This window comes from Streptomyces sp. NPDC034043 (genome assembly GCF_055575675.1).
This window is the reverse complement of the sequence record NZ_JBVISF010000006.1, coordinates 366,962-392,441: the sequence shown is the minus strand read 5'-3', so window position 1 is coordinate 392,441 and position 25,480 is coordinate 366,962. Positions and strand designations below refer to the sequence as shown.

At 75.1% G+C, this 25,480-nt stretch carries 21 protein-coding genes; 10 read left to right on the top strand and 11 right to left on the bottom strand.

All coding sequences use genetic code 11. The features are described from left to right. Positions 1 to 31: 31 nt before the first annotated feature. Together ACZ51S_RS18110 and ACZ51S_RS18105 are read right to left on the bottom strand one after the other, a co-directional pair. Positions 32 to 934 carry an ABC transporter permease gene (locus tag ACZ51S_RS18110; RefSeq protein ID WP_468961392.1) on the bottom strand — a complete coding sequence of 301 codons (903 nt, stop codon included), beginning with the start codon at positions 932 to 934 and terminating at the stop codon, positions 32 to 34. Beyond that, positions 931 to 3,678 carry an alpha/beta fold hydrolase gene (locus ACZ51S_RS18105; protein ID WP_468803086.1) on the bottom strand — a complete coding sequence of 916 codons (2,748 nt, stop codon included), beginning with the start codon at positions 3,676 to 3,678 and terminating at the stop codon, positions 931 to 933. Before ACZ51S_RS18105 ends, ACZ51S_RS18110 begins: the two co-directional genes overlap by 4 nt. A gap of 153 nt (positions 3,679 to 3,831) precedes the next feature. Here ACZ51S_RS18105 and ACZ51S_RS18100 point away from each other — a divergent pair, with 153 nt between their 5' ends. The 3 genes from ACZ51S_RS18100 (at position 3,832) to ACZ51S_RS18090 (ending at position 6,402) form a co-directional block, all read left to right on the top strand. After that, complete coding sequence (locus ACZ51S_RS18100) at positions 3,832 to 5,370, top strand: ATP-dependent DNA ligase (RefSeq protein ID WP_468803129.1); 1,539 nt, start codon at positions 3,832 to 3,834, stop codon at positions 5,368 to 5,370. 79 nt (positions 5,371 to 5,449) lie between these two features. Then, the gene (locus ACZ51S_RS18095; protein ID WP_468476576.1) at positions 5,450 to 6,112 is read left to right on the top strand and encodes a helix-turn-helix domain-containing protein; all 663 of its coding nucleotides are present in this window, start codon (positions 5,450 to 5,452) and stop codon (positions 6,110 to 6,112) included. A gap of 44 nt (positions 6,113 to 6,156) precedes the next feature. Beyond that, the gene (locus ACZ51S_RS18090; protein ID WP_468476577.1) at positions 6,157 to 6,402 is read left to right on the top strand and encodes a DUF6126 family protein; all 246 of its coding nucleotides are present in this window, start codon (positions 6,157 to 6,159) and stop codon (positions 6,400 to 6,402) included. A gap of 110 nt (positions 6,403 to 6,512) precedes the next feature. On the opposite strand, the gene ACZ51S_RS18085 is transcribed toward ACZ51S_RS18090, so the two are convergent. Then, entirely contained in the window at positions 6,513 to 8,072 is a 1,560-nt protein-coding gene (locus ACZ51S_RS18085; protein WP_468476578.1) for an MFS transporter, read from the bottom strand. Positions 8,073 to 8,264: 192 nt separating this feature from the next. Between ACZ51S_RS18085 and ACZ51S_RS18080 the strand changes: the two genes are divergently transcribed. From ACZ51S_RS18080 to ACZ51S_RS18065, 4 genes are all read left to right on the top strand, one after another. Further along, positions 8,265 to 11,831 carry a S8 family serine peptidase gene (locus ACZ51S_RS18080; RefSeq protein ID WP_468961390.1) on the top strand — a complete coding sequence of 1,189 codons (3,567 nt, stop codon included), beginning with the start codon at positions 8,265 to 8,267 and terminating at the stop codon, positions 11,829 to 11,831. A gap of 109 nt (positions 11,832 to 11,940) precedes the next feature. After that, positions 11,941 to 12,729: a serine hydrolase domain-containing protein gene (locus ACZ51S_RS18075; protein WP_468803083.1), complete on the top strand. Its 789-nt coding sequence runs from the start codon at positions 11,941 to 11,943 to the stop codon at positions 12,727 to 12,729. Positions 12,730 to 12,765: 36 nt separating this feature from the next. Then, positions 12,766 to 13,458 (top strand): hypothetical protein, encoded by a 693-nt coding sequence (locus ACZ51S_RS18070; protein WP_468803081.1) that lies wholly within the window; start codon positions 12,766 to 12,768, stop codon positions 13,456 to 13,458. After that, complete coding sequence (locus tag ACZ51S_RS18065) at positions 13,455 to 13,712, top strand: hypothetical protein (RefSeq protein WP_468803080.1); 258 nt, start codon at positions 13,455 to 13,457, stop codon at positions 13,710 to 13,712. Before ACZ51S_RS18070 ends, ACZ51S_RS18065 begins: the two co-directional genes overlap by 4 nt. A gap of 62 nt (positions 13,713 to 13,774) precedes the next feature. On the opposite strand, the gene ACZ51S_RS18060 is transcribed toward ACZ51S_RS18065, so the two are convergent. Together ACZ51S_RS18060 and ACZ51S_RS18055 are read right to left on the bottom strand one after the other, a co-directional pair. Next, entirely contained in the window at positions 13,775 to 15,172 is a 1,398-nt protein-coding gene (locus ACZ51S_RS18060; RefSeq protein WP_468803078.1) for a GntT/GntP/DsdX family permease, read from the bottom strand. A 32-nt stretch (positions 15,173 to 15,204) separates the two neighbouring features. Continuing rightward, a complete protein-coding gene (locus ACZ51S_RS18055) occupies positions 15,205 to 15,696 on the bottom strand; it encodes a gluconokinase (protein ID WP_468476631.1) in 492 nt (163 codons plus the stop codon). 157 nt (positions 15,697 to 15,853) lie between these two features. On the opposite strand from ACZ51S_RS18055, the gene ACZ51S_RS18050 reads away from it, so the two are divergent. Next, positions 15,854 to 16,564 carry a FadR/GntR family transcriptional regulator gene (locus tag ACZ51S_RS18050; protein WP_468476583.1) on the top strand — a complete coding sequence of 237 codons (711 nt, stop codon included), beginning with the start codon at positions 15,854 to 15,856 and terminating at the stop codon, positions 16,562 to 16,564. 35 nt (positions 16,565 to 16,599) lie between these two features. On the opposite strand, the gene ACZ51S_RS18045 is transcribed toward ACZ51S_RS18050, so the two are convergent. Further along, complete coding sequence (locus tag ACZ51S_RS18045; protein ID WP_468476584.1) at positions 16,600 to 18,480, bottom strand: ABC transporter ATP-binding protein; 1,881 nt, start codon at positions 18,478 to 18,480, stop codon at positions 16,600 to 16,602. Positions 18,481 to 18,877: 397 nt separating this feature from the next. Between ACZ51S_RS18045 and ACZ51S_RS18040 the strand changes: the two genes are divergently transcribed. Further along, entirely contained in the window at positions 18,878 to 19,300 is a 423-nt protein-coding gene (locus tag ACZ51S_RS18040) for a DUF350 domain-containing protein (protein WP_388940168.1), read from the top strand. Positions 19,301 to 19,388: 88 nt separating this feature from the next. Here the strand turns inward: ACZ51S_RS18040 and ACZ51S_RS18035 are convergent, their stop codons facing one another. Then, positions 19,389 to 20,600 (bottom strand): pyridoxal phosphate-dependent aminotransferase, encoded by a 1,212-nt coding sequence (locus ACZ51S_RS18035; protein WP_468476585.1) that lies wholly within the window; start codon positions 20,598 to 20,600, stop codon positions 19,389 to 19,391. 94 nt (positions 20,601 to 20,694) lie between these two features. Between ACZ51S_RS18035 and ACZ51S_RS18030 the strand changes: the two genes are divergently transcribed. Continuing rightward, complete coding sequence (locus ACZ51S_RS18030; RefSeq protein WP_468803077.1) at positions 20,695 to 21,354, top strand: winged helix-turn-helix transcriptional regulator; 660 nt, start codon at positions 20,695 to 20,697, stop codon at positions 21,352 to 21,354. 81 nt (positions 21,355 to 21,435) lie between these two features. Here the strand turns inward: ACZ51S_RS18030 and ACZ51S_RS18025 are convergent, their stop codons facing one another. From ACZ51S_RS18025 to ACZ51S_RS18010, 4 genes are all read right to left on the bottom strand, one after another. After that, entirely contained in the window at positions 21,436 to 22,656 is a 1,221-nt protein-coding gene (locus tag ACZ51S_RS18025) for an acyltransferase family protein (RefSeq protein ID WP_468476587.1), read from the bottom strand. Further along, positions 22,653 to 23,696 (bottom strand): alpha/beta hydrolase, encoded by a 1,044-nt coding sequence (locus ACZ51S_RS18020; RefSeq protein WP_468803075.1) that lies wholly within the window; start codon positions 23,694 to 23,696, stop codon positions 22,653 to 22,655. The genes ACZ51S_RS18025 and ACZ51S_RS18020 overlap by 4 nt, the downstream gene beginning before the upstream one ends. Before the next feature lie 208 nt (positions 23,697 to 23,904). Then, a complete protein-coding gene (locus ACZ51S_RS18015) occupies positions 23,905 to 25,080 on the bottom strand; it encodes a UDP-N-acetylglucosamine--N-acetylmuramyl-(pentapeptide) pyrophosphoryl-undecaprenol N-acetylglucosamine transferase (protein WP_468476589.1) in 1,176 nt (391 codons plus the stop codon). Positions 25,081 to 25,191: 111 nt separating this feature from the next. Beyond that, a complete protein-coding gene (locus ACZ51S_RS18010; RefSeq protein WP_468803074.1) occupies positions 25,192 to 25,350 on the bottom strand; it encodes a DUF6126 family protein in 159 nt (52 codons plus the stop codon). Positions 25,351 to 25,480: the final 130 nt, after the last annotated feature.

The following is a 25,480-nucleotide window of genomic DNA, read 5'->3' as shown; positions in this document are numbered from 1 at the left end:
GGGCGGTTCTCCCGCCCGGAGCCCCTCCGCCTCAGGAGGTGATGTCCTTGCGGGAGAACCCCCGGAACGCGAGCGCGAACAGCACCACGGCGTACGACACGGACACCGCCGCGCCCTTGGCCATCCCGCCCCACTCCAGCTGCGGCTGCAGGGCGTCCGCCCAGGCGAACTGCCAGTGCGCGGGCAGGAACTCGCGCCACGAACCCAGGGCCGTCACCGCGTCGAGCACGTTCCCCACGATCGTCAGGCCGACCGCACCGCCCACCGCGCCCAGCGGCGCGTCCGTCCGCGTCGACAGCCAGAACGCCAGCCCGGCCGTCACCAGCTGCGACACGAACACGAAGGCGACGGCCAGCGCGAGGCGCGGCACGGTGTCCCCGGCGGGCAGCGCCCCGCCCGTCGGGAGCCTGAGCGGCCCCCACCCGTACGCGGCCGTCCCCGCCGCCAGCGCCACCACCGGCAGCAGCACGATCGCCGCCAGGCTGAACCCCAGCGCCACCACGAGCTTGCTCCACAGCAGCCGGGCCCGGGGCACCGGCGAGGCCAGCAGGTAGCGCAGCGAGGACCAGCTCGCCTCCGAGGCCACCGTGTCCCCGCAGAACAGCGCCACCGGCACCACCAGCAGGAAACCGGCCGACACGAACAGGCAGGTCGCCGCGAAGTTCGCGCCGGACGCCGTGGCCGTGTCGATCAGGCTGACCCGGCCGTTGCCGCCGCCGCGCCCGTCGTCGTCCGGGCCGCCGCCCACCGCGAACGCGATGATCATGACGAACGGCAGCGCGGCCAGCACCCCGCCCATCACCAGCGTCCGCCGTCGCCGCCACTGCCGCAGCGCCTCCACGCGCAGCGGCAGCGTCCGGCCCGCCCGGTAGCCGGGCGCGGTCTCCCGGCCCGGCACGGTCTCCCGTACGAGCTCGTTCGGGACGGCACTCATGCCGCACCTCCGATCAGGGTCAGGAAGGCGTCCTCGAGCCTCCGGTGCGGCCCCACGGCCGCGACCGGCAGCTCCAGCCGGACGAGTTCGCCGATCAGCGCGGCGGGCGTCGCACCGTCGAGCCGTACGAGCAGCCCCTCCTCGGAGCGCACCGCGGAGGCCACCCCTTCCAGGGCGGCGACCTTCCCCACGGTCACCTCGTCCACCGGCTCCGCCAGCGCCACCAGCAGGGTGTCCCCGCCGCCGGTGATCTCGGCGACCTCGCCCGCCCGCACGAGCCGCCCGCGGTCCATGACCACGAGGTGCGTGCACGACTGCTCGACCTCCGACAGCAGGTGGCTGGAGACGATGACCGTCCGTCCGCCGGCGGCGTAGCGGATCATCACGTCCCGCATCTCCCGGATCTGCGGCGGGTCCAGACCGTTCGTCGGCTCGTCGAGGATCAGCAGGTCCGGCATCCCCAGCATGGCCTGCGCGATCGCGAGCCGCTGCCGCATGCCCTGGGAGTACGTGCGCACCGCCCGCTCCAGGGCGTCGCCGAGCCCGGCGATCTCCAGGGCCTCCGCCAGGTGCGCGTCCTCGGGGGGACGGCCCGTGGCCTGCCAGTACAGCTCCAGATTGGCCCGGCCCGTCAGGTGCGGCAGGAACCCGGCGCCCTCCACGAACGCCCCGACCCGTGAGAGCACCGGAGCCCCGGGCCGGACCGCGTGCCCGAACACCCGGACCTCACCGGCGTCCGGCGCGATCAGGCCCATCAGCATCCGCAGGGTGGTGGTCTTCCCGGCCCCGTTGGGCCCCAGCAGACCCAGGACCTGGCCCTTCTCCACCCGGAACGACAGGTCCCGCACGGCGTAGCGGTCCCGGGCCCCGGCGTAGCGCTTCGTCAGCCCGGTGATGTCCAGCGGTACGTCGGCCAGCGCGGGTTCGGGCTGCGGTGCCCCCGCCCGCGTCGCCGCCCGGCCCCCGCCGGTCCGCCGGATCCCGAGGAGCCCCGCGGCCAGCGCCAGCGCGGCCAGCGGCAGCCCCCAGGTCCAGGCGGGCAGGCCGGCGGACGCCGTGCGCACCCCGTCCGCGACGGGCACCCGCAGCGGCCCCTCCGCGGAGACGGTGTACGCGGCCGGCGCGGCCGGAGAGGCGTAGCCGAGGTCGGTGGCGGCGACCACCAGCCGCAGCCGGTGCCCGGCCTGGACGGTGTGGTCCACGGCCGGGAGCCGCAGCTCCACGGTCCGGCCCTGCCCGGCGTCCTCCACCCGTACGGGCGCGACCAACTGCGCCGGCAGCACCTGCCGGCGGCCGTCGGGCCCCACGTCGTACACCTTGGCGAACAGTACGGCCGACCCGTCGGCGGCCGTCGACCTCACCTTCAGCGTGACGGTCGGGGTCCCGGTGACCCGTACCGCCCCGGGCAGCGGCTCCGACTCGAAGCGGGCGTTCTGCCCGGGGAAGTCCAGCGACAGCCCGGCTCCGAGGGAGGCGAGCTGTCCGCCCACCCCGGGCAGCGAGGACAGCGCGGGCGGCGCTCCGCCCGCCGGGTTGGCGAAGGTCTGCTCCCGCCCCGACAGGGCGAAGGCGCGCGGGTCCGGGACGAGCCCCGGGTAGCGCTCCCCGGTGGCGCCGCGCAGGGTGAGCCGGCCGTCGGTGGAGTCGATCCCGCCGGACCGCGTCACGCGGAAGGCCGGGCCGGTGTCCACCGCCTCGTCGCCCTTCAGGTAGCGGTCGAACCAGGCGGCCACGCGGGCCTCGACGCGGGCGGCCTCGCGCATGCCGCCGTCGTGCCCGCCGGCCGCCCAGTCCACGGCGACGGGAGCGCCGTTCGCGGAGATGGCCTTCGCCATCGCGTCGGCCTGGTCCAGCGGGAAGAGGGAGTCGTCCTGCCCCTGCACGATCAGCGCCGGCACCCTGATCCGGTCACCGACGGCCGAGGGGCTGCGCCGCTCCAGCAGCTCGCGCGCCTCGGCGTCGGGCTTCCCGGCCACCGCGACGCGCTCGTACATGGCGCACAGCCGCGGCTCGAACCGGCCGCAGCCCGGCCCGCCCGTCCCGACGGGTGCGCCCGCCGCACCGCCGGCGGGCGGCTGCGCCGGCTGGAAGCCGCCCGCCGCGCCGGTGGTGAAGAAGATCCCGGCCCACAGCTTCTTGAACACGCCCTGCGGGAAGAGGGCGTCGGCCAGGTTCCAGTAGGTGATCTGCGGGGCGATCGCGTCCACCCGCCGGTCGTACCCGGCGGCCAGCAGGGCCACGGCCCCTCCGTACGAGGCCCCGGCCACGCCCACCCGCGGGTCGCCGTCCGCGTCGAGCCGTACGCCGGGCCGGCGGGCCAGCGCGTCGACGAGCGCGGAGACGTCCTTGACCTCGTGCTCCGGGTCGTTCAGCCCGATCGTCCCGCCGGAGCGGCCGAAGCCGCGCGCCGACCAGGTCATGACGGCGTAGCCGGCGCGGGCGAGGCGTTCGGCCTGGGCCCGGACGTCGTCCTTGCTGCCGCCGAAGCCGTGGCCGAGGAGCACTGCGGGGCGTTCCCGCGAGGGGTCCCCGGAGGTGAAGAAGGAGGTGTCGATCCCCGTTCCGGACGCGCCCGGCGCGGGCGTGTCCACTCCCGGCACGCTCACGAACCGGTCCTCGCGGTGCACGGCCGGCTCGTCCCCGGACGCGGCGGCCGTCCAGGTGCCGGCGCCCGCCAGGACCACGAGGGCGGCGGCACCGGCGAGCAGGCGGTCCCGGGGACGCCGGGGCAGTCGAAGCTTCATACGGGCACCCTAAAGCCCGTGATCGCCTTCCCCGAGCTCCCTCAGGGGGAGCCCGGCCCCTTCTCCAGGACTACCCGGGCGGCCGGGCGTACCGCGCCCGCGGTACGCCGCCCCGACCTGCGCCGCGGCGGCGGCGGCGGGAGGATGGACGGCATGCTGCTGGCCGAGGTCGCTCGCGTGTCCCGGGAGGTCGCCGAGACCTCCGCCCGGTCCCGGAAGACCGCCCTGCTCGCGGAGCTCTTCGCGGCCGCCCCCGCCGATGAGGCGGGCCTGGTGATCGCCTACCTCTCCGGGCGGCTCCCGCAGGGCCGGCCCGGCGTCGGCTGGCGCACGCTGGCCCAGCACACCGCCCCCGCCGCCGAGCCGACGCTCACCGTGCCGGCCGTCGACGCCGCCGTGAGCGAGCTGGCCGCCGTGGCCGGGCCGGGGGCGCAGGCCGAGCGCCGCCGCATCGTCGCCGGCCTGCTGGGCGCCGCCACCGAGGGCGAACAGCGCTTCCTGCGCAGCCTGCTGTCCGGCGAGGTGCGCCAGGGCGCGCTGGACGCCGTCGCCCTGGAAGGGGTGGCCGCGGCCGCCGGGGTACCGGCCGCCGAGCTGCGCCGCGCCGTGATGCTGGACGGCTCGCTGCCCCGGATGGCGGCGGCGGTCCTGGCCGGCGGCGCCCCGGCGCTGCGGGACGTCACCCTGCGCATCGGGCAGCCCGTACAGCCCATGCTGGCCGGGACCGCCCGCTCCCTCGCCGACGCCCTGACCGCGCTCGCACCCTGCGCGGTGGAGGAGAAGCTCGACGGGATCCGTGTCCAGGTCCACCGCGACGGGGACGAGGTACGGATCCACACCCGTTCCCTCGACGACATCACCGGCCGGCTGCCGGAGGTGGCCGAGCTGGCGCGGAGCCTGCCGGGGGAGCGGTTCGTCCTCGACGGGGAAGTCATCGGGCAGGGCGCCGACGGCCGGCCGGTGCCCTTCCAGGAGATCGCGGGCCGGGTCGGCTCCCGGCTCGACGTGACGGCGGCACGCGAGGCGCTGCCGGTGACCGCGTACTTCTTCGACGTGCTGGCCCTCGGTGACGACGTCCTGCTGGACCTGCCGGTCCACGACCGGTACGCGGCCCTGGCCGGCCTGGTCCCGGAAACCCGGCGGGTACGGCGGCTGGTGGTGGAGGACGCCGTGGCGCAGGCGGCCGAGGCCGAGGAGTTCTGGACGGCGGCCCTGCGCCGGGGCCACGAGGGGGTCATGGTCAAGGCCCTCGGCTCCCCCTACGCGGCGGGCCGGCGCGGAAAGCAGTGGCTGAAGGTGAAACCGGTGCACACCCTCGACCTGGTCGTGCTCGCCGCCGAATGGGGCCACGGCCGCCGCACCGGGCTGCTGTCCAACCTGCACCTGGGCGCGCGGGCGGGCGACGGCACGTACGCCATGCTGGGCAAGACCTTCAAGGGGCTGACGGACGAGATGCTGCGCTGGCAGACGGGCCGGCTGCGCGAGCTGGCCGTGGAGGACGACGGCTTCACCGTCCGGGTCCGGCCCGAGCTGGTGGTGGAGATCGCCTACGACGGCCTCCAGCGCTCCCCGCGCTACCCGGCCGGGGTCGCCCTGCGCTTCGCCCGCGTCCTGCGGCACCGCCCGGACAAGGAGGCGCGGGAGGCGGACACGGTGGAAACGGTGCTGGAGCAGGGCCGCCGGGAGGAGTAAGAGCCTCCCGGGCGGGAGCTTTTTGCCTCAGAGGCAAGGGAGTTTGCCTGACAGGTAAGGCTCTGGCTCAATCGGGGGTATGACGCCCCCTTCCGAGGAACCAGAAGGCGCCCGAGGCGCCCTGGCCCCCGAAGCCGCCGACGGCACCGCCGACGAGCTGCCCGCCGTGGCCCCGCAGCTGCGGGAGCTGCGCCGGCGCGCCGGGCTCACGCTGGAGGCCGCAGCCGCGCGGGCCAGGCTCTCGCCCGCGCACCTGTCGCGGCTGGAGACCGGCCGGCGCCAGCCCTCGCTGCCGCTGCTGCTCGGGCTGGCCCGCACCTACGGTACGACCGTCTCCGAGCTGCTCGGCGAGACCCCCGCCGTCGCCGATCCCATCGTACGGGCGGGCGGTCCGGGGGCCCGCGAGGCCGACGGGTGGACGTACTGGCAGGCGGGCGGCCCCGGGCGGGGGATGCAGGCGCTGCGCGTCCACGTCCCGCACGGGCGCAGCCAGGGCGAGCTGGTCCGCGTCCACCCGGGGGAGGAGTGGCTGTACGTGCTCGGTGGCCGCCTGCGGCTGCACCTGGGGGAGACCGAGCACCTGCTGGAGCCGGGGGACAGCGCGCACTTCGACTCGCTCACCCCGCACCGGATCGGCGCGGCCGGGCCGGGCGGGTGCGAGCTGCTGTTCGTCCACACGCTGCTGCAGAGCAGCCTCGCCGGGCTGTGCCTCGGCGACGCCAAGACCACGCGCCAGCACTAGGGGGAGCCGTACCCGTGTCCGAGTCGCATTCCAGAGGAGACCAGATGCCCACCACAGCACAGCAGAACGCCGACCGGACCGCTGATCAGGACGGTCAGGCCGGTGAGGCCGGTCAGACGGCCGACCGGACCGCTTCCGGGGAGGCGGCGGCGCCGTTGACCTTCCGTCGGCGCTTCGAGTCCAAGTTCCCGCGCGGTCTGATCATCAGGCTCGTCGCGTACCTGTTCGTCGGCCACCTCTTCGCCTTCTTCGTCTACCTGCTCTTCGTCCTGGGCGGCCAGAACCAGTAGTCCCCCTCCCGCCGCAGCGCCGCGCAGAGCACCGCCCCGGCAGCCGGCACCGCCCCCAGCGGCCGCATCCAGGCCACCACCCCCACCACCCCCACGGCCGGCCCGCGCCGTCAGGGCCGGGCCGGGAGGTCCGCCCCGGCTTCCGGCTCGGGGTGTTCGAGCGGCGGGGAGCCGACCGCGCAGTGCGTACGGCACTGGGGGTGGCAGGCCCCGGCCGCGGGGGCGCGTACGGTCGCCCAGGCGGTGGCCGCGCCCGCCACCAGAGCCCCGGCGCACCAGAGCATGGCCCGCCCGAAGGCCCCGTCGAAGGCGCCGGCCGACAGGTACGCGTCCGGGCCCATCCCCGCCAGCAGCGGCAGCGCCGCCACCGCGAGCAGCCCGGCGGCCCGCGCGGCGGCGTTGTTGATGCCGCTGGCGAGGCCCGCCCGGCCCGTCGGCACGGAGGCCAGGACGGTGGAGGTCAGCGGGGCGACCAGCAGGGCCATGCCGGCCCCCATCACCACCATGGCCGGCAGGACGTCCCGTGCGTACGAGGCGTCCGGGCCCGCGCGCAGCATCAGCAGCGTCCCGGCGGCGCACAGCAGCGGCCCGAGGGTGAGCGGGACGCGGGGCCCGATGCGTTCCCCGAGCTCCCCCGCCCGGGACGACAGCAGCAGCATCAGGACGGTGGTGGGCAGCAGTGCGGCCCCGGCGCCGAGGGCGGAGTACCCGGCCACCACCTGGAGCTGGAGCACGACGAGGAAGAAGAAGCCGCCGAAGGCCGCGTAGACGAAGAGGGTGACCAGGTTGACGGCGGTGAACTGCCGGGAGGAGAAGATCCCCGGGGGGAGCATCGGATCCGGCCGGCGCCGCTCGACGTACACGAAGAGGACCGCCAGCAGCACCCCGCCCACGGCCGCGCCGACGACCGGGGCCGTCGCGGACCGGGCTTCGATCAGCGCGTACGTCAGCAGGGCCAGGGCGGCCGCGCCGAGCACCGCGCCGAGCACGTCGAACCGCCCGCCCGCCTGCGGATCCCGCGATTCCGGAATGTGCTTCAGGGCGGCGGGCACGCACAGAGCGGCCACCGGGACGTTGATCAGGAACACCCACCGCCAGCCCGGCCCGTCCACCAGCCAGCCGCCGAGGAACGGTCCGACGGCCGCTCCGACCCCGCCGAAACCCGACCACAGGCCCACCGCGCGGGCCCGGTCGGCGGGCCGGATCGAGCCCTGGATCAGCGCGAGCGAACCGGGTGTCAGCAGTGCGCCGCCGATGCCCTGGAGGGCGCGGGCGGCGATCAGGATCCCGGCGTTCGGCGCGAGCCCGCACAGCAGCGAGCCGACCGCGAACCAGACCACGCCGAGGACGAAGATCCGGCGCCGCCCGAAGCGGTCGCCGAGCGCCCCGCCCACCAGGATCAGCCCCGCCAGGGTCAGCAGGTAGGCGTTCACCGTCCACTGGAGGACGGCCAGGTCGGCGCCGAGGTCCCGCCCGATGCGGGGCAGGGCCACGTTGACCACGGTCGAGTCCAGCAGTGCCATCGCCGACCCGAGCACGGTGGCGGCCAGGACCCACCGTCCCCGCGCGGAGCGCAGTGCGACCTCCGGCTCCGCGGCGGGCGCGGGGCCGGGCCGGGGCGCCGGCGGGGGGCCGTTCTCGGGCGGGGGTCCGCCGGGTTGCGCACTCATCCCTCCAGGCTGACGCGGCGGTGCCCGGAAGGCCACCGGGCGGGGCCGCGGCCGCCCGCCGCGTGGCGCACGGGGCCCTCTTGTAATGCACATGGCACCTCTCGGAGCATGACCCGCGCACAGCACGCACGGGCTTTCCACACGATCCGCACGATCCGCACACGCCGTACACGGCGTAAGAGGAGACGACACGTGCCACGACGCAACCCACGACGTTCCTTACGCGCGGCGCTCGCCGCTCTGAGCGCCGCCCTGCTCCTGCCGGCCGGCGCCGGTGCCGCCACCGCCGCCCCGCGGCCCGGCCCCGCACCCTCCGCGGCCGAGCGCAAGCTCGAACCCGCCCTCCGCGCCCAGTTCGACGGCTCCGACAAGGCCGCCTTCTGGGTCTACCTCGACAGCGCCGCCGACCTGACCGCCGCGGGGAAACAGCGGACCCGCGCCGCCAAGGCCGAAACGGTGCTGCGCACCAAGCAGGACCACGCCGCGCGCACCCAGGCCGAGGTCCTCAAGGCGCTGGAAGGAGCCAGGGCGGAGTACACCTCGTACTGGATCGTCAACGCGGTCCGCGTCGTCGGCAGCCGCAAACTCGCCGCAACCCTCGCCGAGCGCCCCGAGGTCGCCCGGATCGACGCCGACGACGTGGTCGCGCTCGCCGAACCAGCCGAAGGCACCCGCGAGGCGACCGCCGCCGACGCCGTCGAATGGAACATCGACCGGATCAAGGCCCCCCGGGTCTGGGACCGGCTCGGCGTACGCGGCGAGGGCATCGTCGTCGCCAACATCGACAGCGGCGTGGACCACACCCACCCCGCCGTCAGCCACCAGTACCGCGGCAGGAACGCGGACGGCTCGTACGACCACGACCACAACTGGTTCGACCCGGCGGGCGTCTGCGCCGGCGCCGCGCCCTGCGACAACAACGACCACGGCACCCACACCATGGGCACGATGGTCGGCGACGACGGCGGAGCCAACAAGATCGGCGTGGCCCCCGGGGCCCGGTGGATCGCCGCGAAGGGCTGCGAGTCCAACTCCTGCTCCGAGGCCTCCCTGCTCGCCGCCGGACAGTGGATCGTCGCCCCCACCGACCTGAACGGCCGGAACCCGCGACCCGACCTCGCCCCGCACGTCGTCAACAACTCCTGGGGCGGCACGGCGCACGACGACTGGTACCGGCAGGTCGTCGACACCTGGCGCGCCGCCGGCATCTTCCCCGCCTTCTCCAACGGCAACTCCGGCCCCGGCTGCGGCACCAGCGGCTCGCCCGGCGACTACGCGCGCTCCTACAGCTCCGGCGCCTTCGGCATCGACAACGCCGTCGCCGCCTTCTCCTCGCGCGGCGCGGGCCCCGGCGGCATCGTCAAACCGAACATCGCCGCCCCCGGTGTGAACGTCCGCTCCTCCGTCCCCGGAGGCGAGTACGCCTCCTTCTCCGGCACCTCCATGGCCTCACCGCACACCGCCGCCACCGTGGCCCTGCTGTGGTCGGCCGCGCCCTCCCTCGCCGGTGACGTGGCGCAGACCGAAGCCCTGCTCGACGGCACCGCCCAGGACACGGACAGCGGCCAGTGCGGCGGCACCCCCGCCGACAACAACGTCTTCGGCGAGGGCCGGCTCGACGCCCTGGCCGCGGTGAACGCCGCTCCGCGCGGCGCGGTCGGCGCGCTCGCCGGCACCGTCCGCACCGACGGCGGCGAGCCCGTGGCGGGCGCCGAGGTCACCGCGCACGGCCCGATCGACCGGACGGCCACCACGGCCGCCGACGGCACCTACCGCTTCGGCGTCCTGTCCGTCGGTGCCTACGAGCTCACGGCCTCCAAGTTCGGCCACGGACAGCGGGGCACCACGGTGACCGTCACCGAACAGGCCACCGCCACCGCGGACCTGACCCTCACCCGGGCGCCCACCGCCAGGCTCAGCGGCACCGTCGGCTCCGCCACCGGGCCCGCCGCCGGAGCGGCCGTCACCCTCCTGGGCACCCCCGTGACGGCCACCACCGACGCCCAGGGCCGCTTCGAGGTCACCGTGCCCCACGGAACCTACGACGTGAGCGCCACCCACCCGGCGCGCTGCCTCACCACGGGCACGGCGCGGTCCACCGTCACCGGCGACACCGCCGTCACGGTCACCCTCCCCGAGCGCACCGACGCCTACGGCTACGCCTGCGCCGCCCACGGCGGCCGCCCGTACCCCGCCGGCGACCGGCGGCTCGCCCTGACGGGCGACAACACCACCGAACGCGTCGACCTGCCCTTCCCGCTGCCGCTGTACGGGAAGACGTACGCCCAGGCCTGGATCGGCACCAACGGCACGGTCAGCCTCGGCGGCAACCACACCGGCGACGTCAACGGCGACCTCCCGAGCTCCGCCACCCCCAACGCGGCCCTCTACCCCTTCTGGGACGACCTCGTCGTCGGCGCCGCCGACAGCGGCTCGGGCGTCTTCACCGCCGTCACCGGCACGGCCCCGCACCGCCGCTACGTCATCGAGTGGCGGCAGGTCTCCCACTGGTCCGCGCAGGCCGACACCTTCTCCTTCTCGGCGGCGATCGGCGAGGACGGCACGGTCACCTACTCCTACAAGGGGACGGGCGGTACCGGCGTCAAGGGCGGCTCCTCCGCCACCGTCGGCGTGGAGAACGCGGCCGGCACCGACGCCTTCACGTACTCCTTCAACACCCCCGCCCTCACCGACGGCCTCTCCGTCGGCTTCCGCACCACCCGCAGCGGCGTCGTCACCGGCCGGGTGCTCGACGCCAACGACGGCAACGGCGTCCCCGGCGCCACGGTCACCGTCGGCAGCGGCGACGCGGCCGTCTCCGCCACCACCGCGGCCGACGGCGGGTACGTCGTCCAGAGCCCGTCGGGCGTCCGTACGGTCACCATGGCCGCGCCCTCGTACGAAACCGCCGCCACCACCGCCGACGTGAAGCCGGCCGAGGTCACCGGGGTCGACCGCTCGCTGCGCACCGGCCGGGTCACCGCATCCGCGCCGGCCGTGGAACTGGTCCTCCCCGCCGGCCAGCGGCGCACCCGCACCCTGGAGCTCACCAACCCCGGCCTCACCACGGCCTACACGGTCGCCGAGGACGCGCCCTGGCTGACGGCGTCCCCGGCGGAGGGGAACCTGCCGGCCGGCGGCAAGGCCCCGCTCACCCTGACGGCCGACACCGCCGGGCTGGCCCCGGGCACGGTGCTGAGCACCGGCCTGCGGATCACCTCGGCCAGCGGCCGCAGCCCCGTCCTCACCGTCCCCGTCAAGATCGTCGTCCCGCGGTACCAGAGCGCCGTGGACGCCGGCTCCGACTACGCGGGCACGGACACGGCGGGCGACTCCTGGTCCCCGGACCGCGCCTACACCCCCGGCTCCTACGGCTACCAGGGCAACGGCGGCGTCCACTCCACCGGCCGCGCCATCGCCGGCACCGACGACCAGCGGCTCTTCCGCAACGCCCGCGAGGGCATGTACGAGTACCGCTTCGACAACGTCCCCAACGGCACCTACACCGTGGAACTGGGCTTCGCCGAGCTCACCCCCACCAGGCCGGACAAGCGCGTCTTCGACGTCCTGGCCGAGGGAGCCCAGATCCTGCCCTCGCTCGACATCTCCCTGGAGGCCGGCACCTACACCGCCCTGACCAGGACCTACACCGTCAAGGTCACGGACGGCGTGCTCAACATCCGCTTCGTGACGCACCACGGTGCAGGCAAGCCCCTGGTCAACACCCTCCGGGTGACCGACCGCCCCGACGCGCCATAGCCACGCGCGCCGCCCGCCCCCGGCAATCGGGTGGCGGGCGGCGACCGCGCCGGGACTCCCCGGCGGACCTGCCGGGCCCGCCCGGCGGGGCGACGTAGCGTGGACGACCATGACGCCGCAGATCGAGGCTCTCGCACGCGCCGCCGGCCCGGGCGCGTTCTGGGCGGTGGGATCGGCGGACGCCGTCCACGCCGCACACCCCGGTCCGGAGGGCGACGCGGACGCCGCGGACGCGCCGGACGGCTGGGGCACCCCGGTCGACGCCGGGGACCTGACCGCGGTACTCGCGCTCTGGCCCGTCATCGGCCGCCTCGTCGGCCAGGGCGAACTCACCCTGCACACCCCCCTCACGGCCTACGGGACGGCCCCCTCGGCGGGACTGCCCGCCGGCACCACCGCCCACCACCTGCTCACCCGCGGCGACGGCCCGGCTCCCCTGGCAGCCCTCACCCGCCTCGCCGAACACCTCGCCGGCACCCCGTTGGCCGACTACGCCCACAGCCACGTCTGGCAGCCCCTCGGCATGACCCGCACCGGCTTCGCCGCGGGCACACTGCGCACCTGTCCGGCCGATCTCGCCCGGTTCCTGCGCCATCTGCTCTCCAGCGCCGACGAGCCCGTCCCCCGCGCCTGGACCGCCGAGTCCCTGAGGATCCGCACCGGCGAACTCACCCCCTCGCGCGGCCTGCTCTGGCACCCCGCGCCCGCCGGCGTCTGGACCCACCACCCCCCGTCCGGCTCCGGCCCGGGCGTGTGGATCTCCCCTCGCCAGGGCCGCTGGGCGGTCCTCGTCCCCGGCGCCGGGGCGGTTGCCGCCGGCCCGCCGCGCGCCGCGTTCCGCGAGGCCGCGTTCGGTTCCGCTCCCGCGCGCGCCGCCCGCGGCGCCGACGTACGGTGATCCCGAAGTCACCGCACGCAGCCCCGCGAGGAACCCATGTCCGATGCCGCGACCGCCCAGGCGACCGACCCGGACGCCGGCACGCTCGACGCCCTGTGCCGGGACCTGGCCGAGGCCGCCGACGCCGTGGGCGAGGCCGCCCGGTACGCCTCCGGGCTCGCGTTCGGCGTCCGCCTCACGGCAGGGGCACCCGTGGGGCGCGGCGGAAGCAGGCGCCGCGCCTGGCGGACCCTGCTGCGCACCCTCACCGACCCGGCCGGGCTCGGCTGGGCCCCGCGCGGACGCGGCCTGGCCCGGGCCGGATGGCTCGCCGGGATCCTGGGCCGCCGGGAGAACCTCGCCGTCAGCACCGCCGTCTGCGGGCTGAAGGGGCGGATCCGCGCCGCGGGCGAGGGCCGCCCCGAAATGCTCGCCGACCCGGACTGCGCCGCCGTGCTGCGCGCCGTCGCGGAGCACCGGCAGGCCGACGCCGCCCGCGGCTTCCGCACCCTGCTGCGCGAGCGGGGGGCCGGGCAGGCCTTCGCCCTGCTGTCCCCGTCCTTCGCGGACATCCTCGCCTGGGACGCCCTGACCGACGGGAACCCCTTCAACGACCACGCGGGCTGGCAGGTGGCCACCGGCCGGGCCGCCCCCGCCCGGCCCCTGCTGGGCCTCGGCGCCGCCCTGCGGGCCCTCTGCGCCCGCGGCCCCGGACCGGCCGCCCCCGCGAACCCCCGGAGGAGCCCGTGAGCGACTGTCCCCGGCCGAGCCGGCCCGCCCCGGCGGACGGCCTGCGCACCCACTCCGCCGCCCTGCGCTCCCACGCCCGCAGGCTGCGGGCGGGGGCGGCCGCCCTGAAGTGGCGCGGAGAGGAGGCCGACGCCTTCCGCGCCGAGGTCGCCGTCCTCGCCGACCGCTGCGCCCGCGCCGCAGCCGGCCTCGCGCTGGCGGCGGCCCAGCTGGAGGGTGCCCACCTGCGGCGCGGACGGGGCCCGCTGGGCTGAACGGACCGGCACGGTCGCTCGTACGGAACGGGCGGGCGCGGTCGCTCGTACGGAACGGCTTGTCAGAGGGCCAGTGACAGCAGCAGGACGAAGCCCAGCCCGGTCACCGAGATGATGGTCTCCATCACCGACCAGGTCTTGAGGGTTTGTCCGACGCTCATCCCGAAGTACTCCTTGACCAGCCAGAACCCGGCGTCGTTGACATGGCTGAAGAAGAGCGAGCCCGCCCCGATCGCCAGGACCAGCAGGGCGGTCTCCGTCGCCGGCATGCCCGCCGCCAGCGGCGCGACCAGGCCGGCCGCCGAGATGGTGGCGACCGTCGCCGAGCCGGTGGCCAGCCGGATGGCGACCGCGATCAGCCAGGCCAGCAGCAGGGCCGGGACGGCCCAGTCCTGCGAGAGGTCCAGGACCATCCGGCCCACCCCCGCGTCGATCAGCGTCTGCTTGAAACCGCCGCCCGCGCCCACGATCAGCAGGATCCCGGCGATCGGGGCGAGTGACTTCTCCACCGTGGACGACAGGGCCGCCCGGCTGAACCCGGCGGCCCGGCCGAGGGTCACCATCCCCACCAGTACGGCGGCGAGGAGGGCGATGAGCGGGGAGCCCGCGACGTCGGTGACCTTCTGGACGGCGTGGTCCGGGTCGTCGACGACGATGTCGACCAGCGCCTTGACCAGCATCAGCGCGACCGGCAGCAGCACCGTGGAGACCGTCGCCCCGAACCGGGGGCGCTGTTCGAGCCCGGCCGAGGGGCGCTGCGGGACCATGTGTTCCGGCGCCGGGACGTCCACCCAGCGCGCCGCGTACCGGGAGAACAGCGGCCCGGCGATGACCACGGTGGGTACCGCGACGAGGACGCCCAGGGCGAGGGTGACGCCCAGGTCCGCGTGCAGGGCGTCGATGGCGACCAGCGGGCCGGGGTGCGGGGGGATCAGCCCGTGCATCACCGACAGGCCGGCCAGCGCGGGGACGCCGATCCGCATGAGCGAGTAGCCGCCGCGCCGGACGACCAGCAGCACCACCGGGATCAGCAGCACGATGCCGACCTCGAAGAAGAGCGGCAGCCCGATCACCGAGGCGATCAGCACCATGGCCCACGGCATGGCCCGGCCCCGCGCGCGGGCGAGGATGGTGTCCACGATCTCGTCCGCCCCGCCGGAGTCGGCGAGGAGTTTGCCGAGGACCGCGCCGAGGGCGATGAGGACGCCGACGCCCGCGACCGTGGAGCCGAGGCCCGTGGTGAAGCTCGCGATCGTCTTGTCCAGCGGGGCGCCCGCGAAGGATCCGAGGGCGAGCGAACCGACCGTCAGGGCGAGGAAGGCGTGCATCTTGAGGCGGGTGATGAGCAGGACGATGACGGCGATGCCCGCGAGGACGGCGACACCCAGCTGGGCGTCGCCGGCCGAGGTGATGGGTGCGGGGGCGGCCGCTGCCAGCGTCTCGACGCCGAGACCGGTCACGGTGGGGTTCCTCTGTCTCTCTCGGGGAGCGGTCAGCTCTGGTGACGGGGCGGCCGGAGGGCGGCCAGCGCCCGTTCGGTGATCTCCTCGGGCGTGCCGGAGACGTCGACGGCGATCCCGCGCTCGTCCGCGCCGAGCGGTTCGAGCGCGGCGAACTGGGAGGCCAGCAGGGAGGGCGGCATGAAGTGCCCCCTGCGGTCCGCCATCCGCTTCTCGATGAGCGGCCGGTCCCCGGTGAGGTGGACGAACACGGCGTCCGGAGCGGCCAAGCGCAGCCGGTCGCGGTAGGAGCGCTTGAGGCAGGAGGCGGCGACCACGCCGCCGTCCTGCGCGGCCCGGTTGCGGATCCACTCGCCGACGGCGTCCAGCCAGGGCCACCGGTCGGCGTCGTCCAGCGGGGTGCCGGCCGACATCTTCGCCACGTTGGCCGCCGGATGGAAGGCGTCGCCCTCCGCGTACGGAAGGCCGAGCGCCTCCGCCAGCAGCCGGCCGACGGTCGTCTTGCCGGTGCCGGCGACGCCCATCACCACAATGACGCGCTGGGGGCCCACGTCGTACCTCGCTGTCCTCGTCGTCAGGAGTGGGAGCACCACTGAAGCCCATTAAGTAGTACTTATTCAAGGGCTGGGCGGGAAAACGTCGTATCTTTTGCCCGTCGGGGCGTCACCGTACGCTTACGCCATGACCACCGAAGGCAGTCCGGGCCGAGGACTCCACTCCGAGGTGCTGGACACCCTCGGCCTCGCGATCACGGCGGGCGAGTACCCACCCGGCAGCGTCCTGCGCACGGACGGGATCGCCGGGCGGTTCGACGCCTCCCGCACCGTGGTCCGGGAGGTGGTCCGCGTCCTGGAGTCGATGCGGCTCGTCGAGTCCCGGCGCCGGGTCGGGGTCACCGTCCGCCCCGCCGAGGAGTGGAACGTCTACGACCCGCAGGTCATCCGCTGGCGCCTCGCCGGCGCCGACCGTCCCCGCCAGCTGCGGTCTCTGACCGTCCTGCGCTCCGCCGTCGAACCCGTCGCCGCCGGTCTCGCGGCCTCCCACGCCACCCCGGAGCAGTGCGCGCGGCTCACCGAGGCGGCCCTCGGCATGGTCCGCACCTCCCGCGGCCACCAGCTGGAGGGCTACCTCCACCACGACATCGCCTTCCACCGGACCGTTCTCGACGCCTCCGGCAACGAGATGTTCGCCCGGCTCGGCGACATCGTCGCCGAGGTCCTCACCGGCCGCACCCGGCACGCCGTGATGTTCCACGACCCCGACCCGGCCGCCGTCACCCTCCACGTACGGGTCGCCGAAGCGGTGCGCGAGGGCGACGCGGCCGCCGCCGAGACCCTGACCCGCCGGATCGCCCTCGGCGCCCTGGACGAACTCGACGTACTCGCCCCCTGAGGCGGCGCCCGGCGGCAAGAGGGGCCTGGTGTGCTTCAGCCGGCCGCGGCCGCGCCGTGTGCGGCGAACTGGGTCCGGTACAGCTCGGCGTACCGGCCGCCCGCCGCGAGCAGTTCGGGATGCGTGCCGCGTTCCACGATCCGGCCGGCCTCCACCACCAGGATCAGGTCGGCGGCCCGGACCGTCGACAGCCGGTGCGCGATCACCACGGCGGTCCGGCCGGAGAGGGCCTCGGCCAGGGCCTCCTGCACGGCCGCCTCCGAGGTGGAGTCCAGGTGGGCGGTGGCCTCGTCGAGGATCACCACCCGCTGCCGGGCCAGCAGCAGCCGGGCGATGGTCAGCCGCTGGCGCTCCCCGCCGGACAGCCGGTAGCCGCGCTCGCCGACGACGGTGTCCAGGCCGTCCGGGAGGGAGGCGACCAGTCCGTCCAGGCGGGAGCGGCGCAGGGCGTCCCACAGCTCGTCCTCGCCCGCCTCCGGCCGGGCCAGCAGCAGGTTGGACCGTACCGACTCGTGGAAGAGGTGCCCGTCCTGGGTGACCATGCCGAGGGTGTCGCGGATGGAGTCGGCCGTGAGGTCCCGTACGTCGACGCCGCCCAGGCGGACCGCGCCCGCGTCGGCGTCGTACAGCCGCGGCAGCAGCTGGGCGATGGTCGACTTGCCGGCGCCGGAGGAACCGACGAGGGCGACCATCTGACCGGGCTCGGCGCGGAAGGACACCTCGTGGAGCACTTGGGTGCCGCCGCGGGCGTCGAGCGCGGCCACCTCCTCGAGGGAGGCGAGCGAGACCTTGTCGGCGGAGGGGTAGCCGAAGGAGACCTTGTCGAACTCCACCGCGACCGGGCCCTCGGGCACCGCGACGGCGTCGGGCTTCTGGGCGATCAGCGGCTCCAGGTCGAGGATCTCGAAGACCCGCTCGAAGCTGACCATGGCGCTCATCACCTCGACCCGCGCCCCGGCCAGCGCGGTCAGCGGGGCGTACAGCCGGGTCAGGAGCAGGGCCAGGGCGACCACGGAGCCGGCCTCCAGGGTGCCGCGCAGGGCGAAGTACCCGCCCAGGCCGTACACCAGGGCGAGGGCCAGCGCGGAGACCAGGGTCAGGGCGGTGATGAAGGCCGACTGGGCCATCGCCGTCCGGATCCCGATGTCCCGGACCCGGGCGGCGCGGGCCGCGAATTCGGCGGACTCGTCGGAGGGCCGCCCGAACAGCTTGACGAGGGTCGCGCCGGGGGCGGAGAACCGTTCCGTCATCTGGGTTCCCATCGCCGCGTTCAGCGCCGCCGCCTCCCGCTGCATCCCCGCCATCCGGGCCCCCATCCGGCGGGCCGGCAGCACGAACACCGGCAGCAGCACCAGGGCCAGCAGGGTGATCTGCCAGGAGATGGTCAGCATCACGCCCAGCGTCAGGAGCAGGGTCACGAGATTGGAGACCACCCCGGAGAGGGTGTTGCTGAAGGCCCGCTGGGCGCCGATCACGTCGTTGTTGAGGCGGCTGACCAGCGCGCCCGTCCGGGTACGGGTGAAGAAGGCGACCGGCATCCGCTGGACGTGGTCGAAGACCGCCCGGCGCAGATCGAGGATCAGCCCCTCGCCGAGGGTCGCGGACAGCTTCCGGGTCAGCAGGCCCAGCCCCGCCTCGGCCACCGCGATCACCGCGATGAGCAGCGCGAGGCGGATGACATCGCCGTCGTCCCCGTGCCCCACGATCGTGTCGACGATCCGGCTGGCCAGCAGCGGAGTGGCCACCGCCAGCAGCGCGCCCACCACGCTGAGCAGCAGGAAGAGGGTCAGCCCCCGCCGGTGCGGGCGGGCGAAGGATGCGATCCGCCGCAGGCTCGCCCGGGAGAGCGGGCGGCGGTCCTGCTGGGCGTTGATCGCGCTGTGCAGCGAATGCCAGGCGGTGACTTCCATGTCCATACCCCCACGCTAGAACCTCAACCAAACTTCGGGTCAAGGAATCGCGTGCGCTCACTCCGCCGGATCCAACGGCGCGGGCCCTGACGGGATTTCATCGCCCCGCCACTGCCTCCCCGCGCGGGTTTTCGGCCACCGCGATCCGGCGGGCGGGCGGCTCCGCCTCCCGTACGCGCAGCCGCGGCGCGCACGCGGCGAGGATCCGGCGCCGCGCCCCGAGGACGCCTCCGACCGCATCACCAGCGCCGTCGGCGCCGCCGCCTCCCGGGTCCGCGCGGCCCTGACCTTTGCCATTTCCTGACCTCCCCATGGTCCGGGGCGGGGGCCGTGCGATAGATTCGGCCTCCCCACGGCACGCCCTGGCCCATCATTTCCCACCCACGCGGAGACAGGCTTCTCAATGAGCGACATCGTCAACGGACTTGGCCGTACGAGCGCCTACGGCGCCCTCGGTCTGGTGCTGCTGATCCTCGGCATCGTCCTCGTGGACGTGCTGACGCCCGGGAAGCTCCCGAAGCAGATCTGGGAGGAGCGCAACCGCAACGCGGCCCTCCTGCTCAGCTCGGCGCTCCTCGGTATCGGCGGCATCGTCTTCACCTCGATCTGGACGACCTACGAGGACTTCGGCAAGGGCCTGGTGTCCACGGCCGCCTTCGGTGTCCTCGGTCTCGTCCTGATGGCCGTGGCCTTCCTGGTGCTGGACCTGGTGACGCCGGGCAAGCTCGGCGCCATCGTCGTGGATCCGGAGCCGCACCCGGCCGTCTGGGTCACCGCTTCCTGCAACCTCGCCGTAGCCGCCGTCGTGGCGGCCTCCATCGCCTGACGGCAGCGGAACGAGGACATGACGAGAGCACCGCTCCCCATCGGGAACGGTGCTCTCGCTCGTGGTGGTGCGCCTCGCCCGCCCGCTCCTACTGGCGGTAGCCGCTCAGGAAGCGGCCGATCCGGCTGATCGCGGCGTCCAGGTCGTCGGCGTACGGCAGGGTCAGGATCCGGAAGTGGTCGGGGCGGGGCCAGTTGAAGCCGGTGCCCTGGACGACCTGGATCTTCTCCCGCAGCAGCAGATCGAGCACGAACCGCTCGTCGTCGTGGATCGGGTGCACCTTCGGATCGATGCGCGGGAAGGCGTACAGCGCGCCCTTCGGCTTCACGCAGGACACCCCGGGGATCTCGTTCAGCTTCTCCCAGGCCCGGTCGCGCTGTTCCAGGAGACGGCCGCCCGGGCCGGTCAGCTCCTTGATGGACTGGCGCCCGCCGAGGGCGGCCTGGATGGCGTACTGGGCCGGGGCGTTGGCGCACAGCCGCATGGAGGCGAGCATGGTCAGGCCCTCCAGGTAACTGCGCGCGTGCTGTCGGGGACCGCTCACCACCAGCCAGCCGGAGCGGAACCCCGCCACCCGGTGCGTCTTCGACAGCCCGCAGAAGGTGAGGACGACCAGGTCGGGGGCGAGGGCCGCGGTGCTGTGGTGGACGGCGTCGTCGTACAGGATCTGGTCGTAGATCTCGTCGGCGAAGACCATCAGCCCGTGGCGGCGGGCGAGTTCGAGGATGCCCTCCAGGACTTCCCTGGGATATACGGCGCCCGTGGGATTGTTGGGGTTGATGATGACCACGGCCTTGGTGCGGTCCGTGATCTTGGACGCCATGTCGTCGAGGTCCGGGTACCAGTCGGCGGCCTCGTCGCAGACGTAGTGCACGGCCCTGCCGCCCGCCAGGGTGGTGACGGCGGTCCAGAGCGGGAAGTCCGGGGCCGGGATGAGCACCTCGTCCCCGTCCTCCAGGAGCGCCTGGACGGCCATGGAGACCAGCTCGGAGACTCCGTTGCCCAGGAAGACGTCGTCCACCGTCACGTCGGTGAGGCCGATGGCCTGGTAGCGCTGGACGACGGCCCGGCGGGCGGAGAGCACCCCGCGCGAGTCGGTGTACCCGTGGGCCTTGGGGAGCATCCGGATCATGTCCTGGACGATCTCCTCGGGCGCCTCGAAGCCGAACAGGGCCGGGTTGCCGGTGTTGAGGCGCAGCACGCTGTGGCCCGCCTCCTCGAGCGCGTTGGCGTGCTCGATCACCGGTCCCCGGATCTCGTAGCAGACCTCGCTGAGCTTGCTCGACTGCCGGAACTCCATGCCGTGCCCTCCCTGTTCCCGTACTCCGCACTTCTTGCTTGGTTTTACCAAGCAAGAGCTTGGAAAGTCCAACATGTTGTCTAGACTGCGCTGCATGTCACCACGTCAGCCACGCCGTCGAAGCTACGACCAGTACTGCGCCTCGGCCCGCGCCCTGGACGCGGTCGGGGACCGCTGGACCCTGTTGATCGTCCGGGAACTGCTGGCCGGCCCCCGCCGGTACACCGACCTCCACGCCGACCTGCCCGGAGTCTCCACGGACGTACTGGCCGGCCGGCTCAAGGACATGGAGGCGCAGGGCCTCGCGACGCGCCGCAAGCTCCCCCCGCCGGCGGCCGCGACGGTGTACGAACTGACCGCGCGCGGCGCGGGACTGCTGCCCGTGCTCACGGCGCTCGCCGAATGGGGCGCCCCCGAACTCGCCGAACGCCGCCCCACCGACGCGCTGCGCGCGCACTGGTACGCCCTGCCCCTGCTGCGCCGCCTCCCGGCGCCCGGGGTCCCGGCCGTCGTCGACGTGGTCCTGGACGAGGGCGTGTTCCACGTCCGCATCGGCGGCGACGGCCCGGCGGACGGGGCCGGACCCGCGTACGGCGACGGGCCCGCGGAGGCGCCGGACGCCCGCCTGGTGCTCGACGCCGACACCTGCCGGGAACTGGGCGAGGGGACGCTCACCGTGGCACGGGCCGTCGAGGAGGGCCGGCTCGAGGTGGCCGGCGAAGGGCCCGCCGCCGACGCGCTGCGCGGGCACTGACCCGGGGAGGGGCCGCCCCGGGGCCCTCCTCCCCCCGGCCCTCCTCCCTCCTCCCCCCGGCCCCCGTCCCCCTGGCCCCCGTCACGCCAGGCCCAGCGCGAACACCGCGAAGCCCGCCGCCAGCAGCCCCGCCACGGTACGGCGTACCGCCGGGGCCCGGCGGCCCCGGGCCGGGGGCGCCTCGAAGCGGCGCGCGTAACGGGCGATGCCCACCAGCAGCACCGCGAACAGCGGCAGCCACGCCGCCCGCGCCGCGATCCAGCCGAGGGTGTCGGGCGCCGTCGTCAGTCCCGCCACCTCGCCCGCGAGCGCCCCCGGAACGGCCGCCGCCAGCATCGCGGTCTGGTGCCAGCACAGGATCGTCATCGCGGACAGGTTGACCACCACCACCGGCGCCCACAGCGCCGGCCGGGCCAGCAGCCCCGCCAGCCGGTCCCGCAGCAGGATCGCCGCCCCGGACTGCGCCGCGGCCAGCGCCAGCACCAGCAGCGACGGCGGATGCGAGTTGGTCCGTTCCGCACCGGGCACCCCGACCATCGACGCCGGATAGCCGAACACCAGCAGCAGCGCCGCGAACAGCACGGCCCCGCCCGCCAGCAGCAGCCACGCCCCGCGCCGCCCGATCCGCCGCTCGCCCCAGCCGACGCCCAGCTGGTACGCGAAGAGCCAGCCCGGCAGGACGTTCAGCACGGACAGCCAGGACGGCACCGAGCCGGCGAACGGCCCGTACCGCAGGAAGTCCACCACCGCGACCGACCCGAGCAGCGGAGCCGCCGCCCACCCGCCGAGCCGGTGCGCGGCGCGCACGCAGTACGGGGTCAGGGCCGTCACCACCGCGTACACCCCGACGAACCACAGCGGTTGCACCACCAGCGTGGCCCCCGTCCGCAGGGTGGCCTCGGGCACGCCCGCCGCGTACAGCGCGGGCGCGGCCAGCGCCCACACCGCCGTCACCCCGAGCACCGGCCGTCCCAGGCGGACCATCCGCCCCTTCAGCCAGGCCCCCGTCGAACCGGTGCGACGGCGGAAGGAGAGCGCCGAGGCGTGGCCCCCGACCAGGAAGAAGACGCCGAGCATCTGGAGCACCCAGCTCGCCGGGGCGAGAGCGCCGAAGGCCGACAGCGGGCTCGCGTTGTGCAGGCCGCCGTCCGCGTCGAGGGTGAACCCGCCGAGCAGCCAGTGCCCGGCCGGCACCGCCAGCAGGGCCAGGGCGCGCAGGCCGTCGAGCGCCCGGTCCCGGTGGGCGGGGGTCTGCCCGTCGATCCGGTGCGCCGCGTCCCGCAGCCTGGTCGGCGCGCTCACCGGACCTCCCCTGCCGCGATCGTGGCGAACGCCGCCAGGGACCGGGTGCCGGGCGCGAAGTAGCCGGCGTGGCCGAGGACGTCGGACGCCGGCACCCGGCGCGCGCCGAAGGCGGGTGAGACCGGGTCGGCGCCGTGCCCGAGACCCGCGAACGCGACGTTCGGCACGTCCGCGATCCAGTCGGAGGGCCCGCGGGCCGCCCAGACGCGGGCCCGGGTGCCCAGGCCCGCGGCGCTGTCCGCGCGCATGCCGGGGGAGCCGAGGACCACGACGTCGGTGGCGTCCGTGTGGCGGGCCGCCAGCCCGCACACCACCGAGCCGTAGCTGTGGCAGAACAGCACCGGGTCGGGCGCGCCGACCGCGTCCAGCCCGGCGGTGAAACGGGCCAGGCGGACCGCGCCCGCCTCGGCGAGCCGCCCGGTCGCCGCGTCCGGACCCACCCCCACCGGAGTGGTGTAGCCCGTCCACGCGACGACGGCGGTCGTCCCGCCGGCGGCCGCCCGCAGCGCACGCCCCATCCCGGCCGGCCCGGTGTGCGGGGCGCGCGGCGCGTCATGGGTGGAGGCGTCGTTGTCCGAGCCCGGCACGATCACCGAGACGTGCGCCGCCCGCTCCAGGTCCCCGAACACCTCGGCGACCTGACCCCGCCCGCGCGGGTCGAAGGCCAGGATCTGCCGGTCCGGTCCGGCGAGGGAGGCGTAGCGGGCCTCACCCGTGGCGAGGACGGCCATCCGGTTGGCCTCGTACCGCAGGGGGAGCGGCGCCCCCTCCAGATTGCCGACCACGAGCGGATGCGCCCGTACCAGCTCCCGGCGCGCGTCCCCGTCCAGGGCGGCGAAGAACCGGGCCACCTCGCCCGGGGAGGCCCCCGCCGGATCGGGCAGCGCCCGCCCGCCCACCGATGCCGCCCGCCAGGCGGCGCTGCCGGGCGGCGGCCCGGTGACGGCCGGCCGGCCGTCACCGGTGGCCCATCCCGCGGTTCCCGCGACGACGGCCAACGCCAGCGCGGCCGCGAGGGCCGTCCTGCCGAAGCGGCGCATGCCCTTCCCCCTCTCCTCGTGGCGGCCCCCGAGGAGGGGCCGTTGACGAGGAGGAAGGTAGGAAGGAGGTACCCGGCGGCACGTCGGACCGGAGAGCCAAGCCGGATGTCATACCCGGGTAGGGGGTGGAGGAGAACCCGGCGGGCGGGGGAGAACCCGGCGGGCGGGGCGTCACCGACCGCCGGGCCCGGAGCCCGTGTGCGGCCGGTCAGCCGGCGGCCGCGGCCAGCAGTACGTCCACGAGCCGTTCGGCGGCGTCCGGCCGTCCGTACGCGCGGGCGCGCTCCGCCATCTGTGCCCGTCGGCCCGGGTCGGTCAGGAGCGGGCCGACCGCGTCCGCGAGGCTCTGGCCGGTCACCTCGCCGAGCAGGGCGACGGCGGCGCCCGCGTCGGCCAGGTGCTGGGCGTTGTGGGCCTGCTCGTTGCCGGCGGAGGTCGCCAGGGGGACGAACACCGCCGGCTTGCCCAGCGCGGTGAGTTCCGCCAGCGTGCCCGCCCCGGACCGGGACAGCACCACGTCGGCGAGCGCCAGTACGTCCGGCAGTTCCGGGCCGACGAACCCGGTCACGTGGTAACGGCCCGCCAGGACCGGGTCCAGGCCCGAGGCGGCGAAGCGGAGCTCGTCGACGTTGGCCGGGCCGCACTGGTGGATCACGTTCGCGTGGCTCAGCAGCCACGGCAGCACCTCGCGCACCACGCCGTTGATCTGCTGGGCGCCCTGCGCGCCGCCGGTGACGTAGACGGTCGGCAGCCGGCGGTCGAACCCGGTGAGGTTCAGCGCGTGCACGGCCTTGTCGGGGTGCCCGGAGAGCACTTCCGGGCGGACGGGGTTGCCGGTGACGACGGCGCGCCCGCGCACCTCGGCGGGGAGCAGCGGCAGCGAGGACTCCGAGGAGACGGCGATGCGCGTGGCCGATCCGGCCAGCTTCCGGTTGGCCAGACCCAGGCGCACAGTCTGCTCGTGCAGCACCAGCGGACGCTTGCACATCCGCGCGGCGAGACCGGCCGGCACCGCGACGTATCCGCCGGTGGCCAGCACGACGTCCGGAGCGAACTCGGAGACGATGGTGCGGGCCTGCGCCACGCCGAGCGGCACCTTCGCCATGTCCTTCATGTTCGCCGCGGACAGCATCTTCAACGGGTTCGCCGAGCGGCGGATCTTCCCCGTGGCGACGGTCCGGAACGCGATCCCCTCGGCGGGGGCGACCCGCGCCTCGAGACCGTCGGCGGTCCCGATCCACAGCACGTCCAGGGTGCTGCCGGCGGCCGCGAGGCGGCTCTGCAACGTACGGATCGCCGTCAGGGCGGGATAGGTGTGGCCGCCGGTCCCCCCACCCGTGACGAGCAGCCGGAAGGAACGCGGAAGAGCGGAAGAAAGGTTCACGCGGTCACCCTAACCGCCGTGGTGGGACCCGCGCCGCGCCGGTACCGGCCGGCACGGCACGGGCGTTCCCCGGTGGCGGATCCGCGGACCCGGCCGTCCCGCGCGGGCCGGCTACTTCTGGGCGTGCTCGCCCAGGTAGAAGAGCATCATGATGAAACCGGCGAACCCGTGCGTACCGGCGATGTAGAAGAAGGCGCGCAGGGCGACGCCCTTGGCCTTCCACTTCTCGTGCTCCGTCGCGGCGCGCTTGTCCTGGGTGGCGTCCGTCATGGCGGTGGGCTCCTCCGGGGGATTGCGGGTCTCCCCCAGTCCGGGCGGCCCGCCGGGCCGTATCCTTCCGATCATCTGATGGCCCGTGGACGGGTGCCGCGGCGAAAGGGGGAGGTGAAGCGGGAGGACT

Coding starts and splice junctions, on each gene's coding strand:
- ACZ51S_RS18055 (WP_468476631.1), bottom strand. CDS start 15,696: ATGGGCGTCGCCGGCACCGGCAAGACGACCGTCGGCCGGCTGCTGGCG.
- ACZ51S_RS18010 (WP_468803074.1), bottom strand. CDS start 25,350: ATGACGGACGCCACCCAGGACAAGCGCGCCGCGACGGAGCACGAGAAG.
- ACZ51S_RS18045 (WP_468476584.1), bottom strand. CDS start 18,480: ATGGACATGGAAGTCACCGCCTGGCATTCGCTGCACAGCGCGATCAAC.
- ACZ51S_RS18105 (WP_468803086.1), bottom strand. CDS start 3,678: ATGAAGCTTCGACTGCCCCGGCGTCCCCGGGACCGCCTGCTCGCCGGT.
- ACZ51S_RS18040 (WP_388940168.1), top strand. CDS start 18,878: ATGAGCGACATCGTCAACGGACTTGGCCGTACGAGCGCCTACGGCGCC.
- ACZ51S_RS18100 (WP_468803129.1), top strand. CDS start 3,832: ATGCTGCTGGCCGAGGTCGCTCGCGTGTCCCGGGAGGTCGCCGAGACC.
- ACZ51S_RS18110 (WP_468961392.1), bottom strand. CDS start 934: ATGAGTGCCGTCCCGAACGAGCTCGTACGGGAGACCGTGCCGGGCCGG.
- ACZ51S_RS18085 (WP_468476578.1), bottom strand. CDS start 8,072: ATGAGTGCGCAACCCGGCGGACCCCCGCCCGAGAACGGCCCCCCGCCG.
- ACZ51S_RS18050 (WP_468476583.1), top strand. CDS start 15,854: ATGACCACCGAAGGCAGTCCGGGCCGAGGACTCCACTCCGAGGTGCTG.
- ACZ51S_RS18090 (WP_468476577.1), top strand. CDS start 6,157: ATGCCCACCACAGCACAGCAGAACGCCGACCGGACCGCTGATCAGGAC.
- ACZ51S_RS18020 (WP_468803075.1), bottom strand. CDS start 23,696: ATGCGCCGCTTCGGCAGGACGGCCCTCGCGGCCGCGCTGGCGTTGGCC.
- ACZ51S_RS18095 (WP_468476576.1), top strand. CDS start 5,450: ATGACGCCCCCTTCCGAGGAACCAGAAGGCGCCCGAGGCGCCCTGGCC.
- ACZ51S_RS18035 (WP_468476585.1), bottom strand. CDS start 20,600: ATGGAGTTCCGGCAGTCGAGCAAGCTCAGCGAGGTCTGCTACGAGATC.
- ACZ51S_RS18030 (WP_468803077.1), top strand. CDS start 20,695: ATGTCACCACGTCAGCCACGCCGTCGAAGCTACGACCAGTACTGCGCC.
- ACZ51S_RS18075 (WP_468803083.1), top strand. CDS start 11,941: ATGACGCCGCAGATCGAGGCTCTCGCACGCGCCGCCGGCCCGGGCGCG.
- ACZ51S_RS18070 (WP_468803081.1), top strand. CDS start 12,766: ATGTCCGATGCCGCGACCGCCCAGGCGACCGACCCGGACGCCGGCACG.